The sequence below is a fragment of the Clostridium cibarium genome (assembly GCF_014836335.1).
Taxonomy (GTDB): domain Bacteria; phylum Bacillota; class Clostridia; order Clostridiales; family Clostridiaceae; genus Clostridium; species Clostridium cibarium.
In genome coordinates this window covers 131,678-137,677 of sequence record NZ_JACSRA010000011.1, presented here as the reverse complement: position 1 = coordinate 137,677, position 6,000 = coordinate 131,678, and the positions used below count along the sequence as shown (strand labels likewise).

Annotated in this window: 5 protein-coding genes and 1 pseudogene; 5 read left to right on the top strand and 1 reads right to left on the bottom strand. The window is 29.4% G+C overall.

Going from position 1 to position 6,000, the window contains the following annotated elements:
• From H9661_RS09165 to H9661_RS09145, 5 genes and pseudogenes are all read left to right on the top strand, one after another.
• A pseudogene (locus H9661_RS09165) lies at positions 1 to 1,109 on the top strand (hypothetical protein); the annotation flags it as partial.
• A gap of 4 nt (positions 1,110 to 1,113) precedes the next feature.
• Entirely contained in the window at positions 1,114 to 1,503 is a 390-nt protein-coding gene (locus H9661_RS09160) for a hypothetical protein (protein ID WP_191768400.1), read from the top strand.
• Between the two features lie 541 nt (positions 1,504 to 2,044).
• Positions 2,045 to 2,425 (top strand): hypothetical protein, encoded by a 381-nt coding sequence (locus H9661_RS09155; RefSeq protein ID WP_191768398.1) that lies wholly within the window; start codon positions 2,045 to 2,047, stop codon positions 2,423 to 2,425.
• Positions 2,426 to 2,911: 486 nt separating this feature from the next.
• Entirely contained in the window at positions 2,912 to 3,409 is a 498-nt protein-coding gene (locus H9661_RS09150) for an SMI1/KNR4 family protein (protein ID WP_191768396.1), read from the top strand.
• 248 nt (positions 3,410 to 3,657) lie between these two features.
• Positions 3,658 to 4,539: a radical SAM/SPASM domain-containing protein gene (locus tag H9661_RS09145; RefSeq protein WP_191768394.1), complete on the top strand. Its 882-nt coding sequence runs from the start codon at positions 3,658 to 3,660 to the stop codon at positions 4,537 to 4,539.
• A 105-nt stretch (positions 4,540 to 4,644) separates the two neighbouring features.
• On the opposite strand, the gene H9661_RS09140 is transcribed toward H9661_RS09145, so the two are convergent.
• Positions 4,645 to 5,880 (bottom strand): right-handed parallel beta-helix repeat-containing protein, encoded by a 1,236-nt coding sequence (locus H9661_RS09140; protein WP_191768392.1) that lies wholly within the window; start codon positions 5,878 to 5,880, stop codon positions 4,645 to 4,647.
• Positions 5,881 to 6,000 lie beyond the last annotated feature (120 nt).

The window sequence follows — 6,000 nt, the reverse complement described above, 5'->3', positions numbered from 1 at the left end:
ATACTTCAAGATTAAATAGATATACTTATTGCGGTAACGAACCCGTGCTAAATGTTGATCCTAGCGGACATAATTTTGGAGTACAGTATGGTGTGGATATTGACGCACTCTTGGCATTAGCAGGCATTAGTTTATCACCTGCAGCAGTTACTGCAATAACTATAGGTACAGGAATTGTAATTGGAGGAATAGCGATATATTCAGTATATGACTTGGTTAAAACTATTAGCAGTAGTAATAGCAAAAGTAATAGTAGAAGTGCTAGTACACCGTTTGATTTAGACTTAGATTTGGATTTTGATTTAGGTCATAGTGGTACGTGGGATCTTGGTATAGGAGATCTTGGCTTATCTGATTGGAATTTAGACATTCCAGATTTCAACTTTGATTTTAATTTTGATTTCAACTTTGATTTAGATTTTAGTATTCCAGATATGGATTTTTCAGGTTTAGAAAATTGGATTTCAGAAGTAAATCATCCTAAGCCTATAAATGTAAATATATCAAATTTCGATATTGCAGGTAGTGCTCCAACGCATGTAGATATTGTACCAACTGAATCAGAATTAGGAGATAATATTACAACTGTACCAATCAGTCCACCAAAAACTATGGATGATTATACAGAGATACTTTATCCAAATTCAAGTTCAGAAGATAGTGATATAATAACAGGTGTTCCAGATAATCCGCAAGATATATTAGATGGATTAGAAGTATTATTAATTCCGCCAAAATCTCCTATTCCAAATGGAATAATTGATGATGATTTTTATGGTGGTAGAGACCTTGTTCCATTGATTGTGATGGCTGGTGAGTGGATAAGTAATGCTGATGATTTAAGATCAAAAGGTGAACCTTATCCAAACCATAATGTAGATGATAGTAGTAGATCTTTACCTACAAAGAGTGAACCGAATTCTTCAGTTGATTTATTAAACCCTGATGGTACTATAAAACAAAGAAGATATTATGGACCAGATGGAAAAGCTCAAGAGGATATTGATTACAATCATACTGATGATGGTACACATACATTTCCACATAGACATGATTGGGATTGGAGTCAAAGGAAACCAAGATTAGATAGTAATAAATTTAGGGAGTGATAATATGTCTAATATACATGATAATGAAATAATATCATATAAAGTTAACTTGAAAAATCAGAAAATAATAATATATACTGAATATCAGAAGAGAAAAATTACTAAAAAAACAGATGTTATATTCTATGATGTTTTAGTTCATTTTTTTGAAAATGAATTACCTGGTAGTACTATTTTGGATATAGATGAGCATAATATCAATCAATTTATTAGGGATAACAGTAAATTATTAGAGCAACGAAAAGACTCTTGTTGGCCAATTGATTATAATACCATTGAAGAATTAACACGAGAATTATTAAAAGAGCAGTATTCTTATTATATAATTTCGTCTTCATATGGTTTAAATGGATGGGTTTTAGCAAAGAGTTATGAAATTATATCGAATAATTAAAGTTGATAAGAGTATTGTGGTAAGAATTAGATGGTTTTGCAAAGGTTCTTTCAACAAAATTTTTAATTATTAGGTTTAACTCGCTATAATACTCAAACTAAACTAATTGCAAAAATTTATGTGGTATAAACTAAAACAAAGAAAATATATTATTGAGTGAATCTCTGAATAAGTTTAATATCAAAATATGCTACATTATGTTAATAATGTAGCAAGATGTAACAAAATTGAAAAGCAAATATATATCATAGTAATAATGGAGGCTAACGCAGGTACAAAAAGGCGTTAGCCTTTTTTCATTTCTAAAAATATTGGGAGAAGCAAAAAGTAACGATAAGTGAACCGAATTCTTCAGTTGATTTATTAAACCCTGATGGTACTATAAAACAAAGAGGGTATTATGGACCAAATGGAAAAGCCCAAGAGGATATTGATTACAATCATACTGATGATGGTACACATACATTTCCACATAGATATGATTGGGATTGGAGTCAAAGGAAACCAAGATTAGATAGTAATAAATTTAGGGAGTGATAATATGTCTAATATACATGATAATGAAATAATATCATATAAAGTTAACTTGAAAAATCAGAAAATAATAATATATACTGAATATCAGAAGAGAAAAATTACTAAAAAAACAGATGTTATATTCTATGATGTTTTAGTTCATTTTTTTGAAAATGAATTACCTGGTAGTACTATTTTGGATATAGATGAGCATAATATCAATCAATTTATTAGGGATAACAGTAAATTATTAGAGCAACGAAAAGACTCTTGTTGGCCAATTGATTATAATACCATTGAAGAATTAACACGAGAATTATTAAAAGAGCAGTATTCTTATTATATAATTTCGTCTTCATATGGTTTAAATGGATGGGTTTTAGCAAAGAGTTACGAAATGATATGAAATAGTTAAAGTATACATGAGTATTATGGCAATAATTGGGTGAATTTTCAAAAAATTCTTTTAGTAAAATTTCAAAATTAAATTTTAACTCACTACAATACTAAAACTGAACTAACTGCAAAAATTTAAGTGATAGTAACTAAAACAAAGAAAATATACTGTTGAATAATTTTCTCAACAAGTTTAATTATCAAAACCAAAATAAAAAATTAAGACTAACATTGTATAACAATTATGAGCCTGCTAGAATCAATAAGAAGATAAATAGCCTTCAAACCTTCAATAATTTTCTAATAACAAAATGATATATGCAGAAAGTGGAGGACATCATCCACATAGATTAGCATTAGGATGACCAGAAGGACAAACACTCACCCATACAGGTGGAACAGCAAAAATAAAAAATCCAACACATAGTCAAGTAACAGGTCTACAAAGACGTGTTATAAATAGGATAAAGAAAAAAATGAAGTAGGTGGAGAAATTATGAGTAAAAAATATATTGAATTTATTAAATGGGCTAAAGATAATAATTGGAATGTAATTGATAAAACTGAATATTCATTAATGCTAGAGGATAAAATATTATCAAGATATAAAGAAATACCTACTGAATATTTAGAATTCTTAAAAATGGTTAAGCAATTGATATCACCAAGTGAGAAAACACGGTTTATATGCGAAAATGAGTATAACAATAAGTCTGATATTGCATTTAGGTGGGATGAATTTGAAGCATTGAGTTTAGAAGTAGCAAAGGATGATGAAGAATGGAAAATGGAGATAACATCATGGTGGAATAAGCATCTACCAATAGTTATGTCAGTAAATGGAGGATATTCATTCTATGCAATTGATTTATACAATGATAAAGGTTCTATTGTAAAGGGATATGAACCTGAATTTGAAGAAGTAGAAAAAGTAGCTAACAATATCGAAGAGTTTTTTAATTTAATTATGTTAAATGAAATAGATATACAATAGAAAATGATGCATGAAAACAATGTAAGTAACTGTAAAAAACAAATACTATATCAACTATTATTAAATCAATAAGGTAGAGAGAAATAAATTAATTAAATGAATCAGCCGAAAATTTAAGTAGGTTGGTTCATTATTTTTTAATAGGACAAGCTAATAAGCTGAACTATTTCTATTGTTTATTAGGCAAAGTATAAGTATAATAAACCTTGTATGTTTAACAAATAGTAATTAATTGAGGTATCTAATACATGAGTAAATTTAAAAAAGTTTATATAGAAATAACAAATGTATGTAATCTTAGTTGTAGTTTTTGTCCTAAAACAAAGCGAGAGAAGAAGTTTTTAACAACTGAGGAATTTAAAATAATACTTAAAGAAATAAAACCCTATACAAAATTTATATATTTTCATCTGATGGGAGAACCATTACTTAATCCAAATCTTGAAGAATTTCTAGAGATGGCATACGAAGAAGGCTTTAAAGTTAACATAACTACAAATGGAACTTTAATTCCAAAGGTATATAAGATTTTGTTAAATTCAAAAGCATTAAGACAAGTTAATATTTCTTTACATAGCTTTGAAGCAAACAAAAATCAAGTATCTTTTAATGAGTATTTAAATGGAGTAATTGATTTTATAAAACAAGCTAATGAAAATACTAATATAATTTGTTCTATGAGACTTTGGAATAATGACAGTAGTCTATTAGATATTAAGGGAGAAAATGATCTTAATGTAGAAATAATAAATGAAATAAAGATAGAACTTCATTATCCTGGGGACTTAAAGGAAACACTTGACAGGGACAATAAGGTTAAGATTAGGGATAGAGTTTATTTAAATGGAGCAGAAAAATTTCAATGGCCTAGTATGGATGCAGAATTTTTTGGAGACATAGGCTTTTGCCATGGCTTAAGAGATCACTTTGGTATATTGGTAGATGGTACAGTAGTTCCTTGTTGTTTAGATGGGGAAGGACAGATACCTCTTGGAAATATATATAATAAGCCACTTGAGGATATTTTAGAAGGAGAGAGAGCTAAAAAGATTTATGATGGCTTTTCTGGACGTAAGAGAGTAGAAGAACTTTGCAAGAGATGTGGATATAGTGAGGTTTTTAGGAAATAGATATTTATATAGTGTACAAGAATAATTTGATTTTAAGAACTTACAGAAATTCATTTGGAATTTTGTAAGTTCTTTTTGTGTTAGTTTAAATCAACAAAATCAAGCTTAAAAACAACCTAACCCTTTAAGATCACTACCATTAACTAAATGCATGAATTTAACATCAGGTATTAATTCATCACTATTGGTGTAATCTCTCTTTTTAGTTAGCTCGCTTATATCTAAGCTTTGGAAGTCAGAAGCTGTTACAGTAATTCCTTCTATATTCCATGAGTTGCTAATTACATTTTTGCTAGGTAAATTAGAATCTTTTATTGCTATTCCGTTAAATGAAAGATTATTATGAACTATTTCTCTTGTTCCAGGAATGTCTGTAGGATCATTTATGCTAACACGTTCTAGCATATCAAAGTTACCACCTCTATTATTGTAAGCTGTATTGTTATACCAATATGCAGATTGCCCAGGTTGATGATTTGCATAGAATCCGTGAGCTTTATTATTAGCTGCCAAGCAGGCATAAACAGTATGAACTGGAACAGGATCATATGGTGTTCCTGATGCATATCCACCAATCTTGAAGCCGTTAGAATCACCGCCTGCATTCATATTAAAAGCCCAACAATGATCAAACGTATTAGTTCCTTTTGAAGTTAGGCAGTCAAATCCGTCATCACTATTATTCCATGAACGGCAATACTGGAATACAACACCATTTCCATGGGCACCAAAACCATCAGTGTTACCAATTGAAAATTTTGTAGCTCCTATATTGTTGTAAGCATCACATTTAGTACAATAACCAGTTCCGTTATTAACAAAATAGAAGCCATTAGCTTCAGTATCATGGCATGTTACCTCGTAAAGTAGAGCATTACCTTCAACTCTAAAACATTCTGATTGTTTTTGATTACCAACCTTTACTCCTGTTACATCAATTGTTGCAATGGTAACATCTGTTACCCCTTTTGCTATGTGGAATGCAGCTACACGCTTATTAGTAGGTACAGTTGAGAAATCAAAAACCGGTATATCTGAAGATGAAAATGCCCTATAAGTAATTCCGCTTTTTGTAATATTATTTACATAATTATATGTATTATCTGAAGAAGCAATATTAAAATTTTTATAAGTTCCTCCCATTATAAAGACTGTATCACCATAAGAAGCTACTGCTTGTGCCTTTGATATACTTGCAAATGGTGAATTTATACTTCCAGAGTTATTATCGTTACCAATTGGCGACATATAATATTCTGCTGCATGTGCAAATACTGGTGTTAATAAACTAGCACCAAAAACAATTAATGATAAGATAAATTTTTTTATTAAGTTTTTCATAGTTTCCCCCTAAGTTCTATCATTTAAAATAAAGTGTTAAAGTGTACATTTCAAAATTTTAATATAGGTAATACTTTTTTCATTTTAAATAGCTTTTTATGTATGTTTCACCTCTCCCTT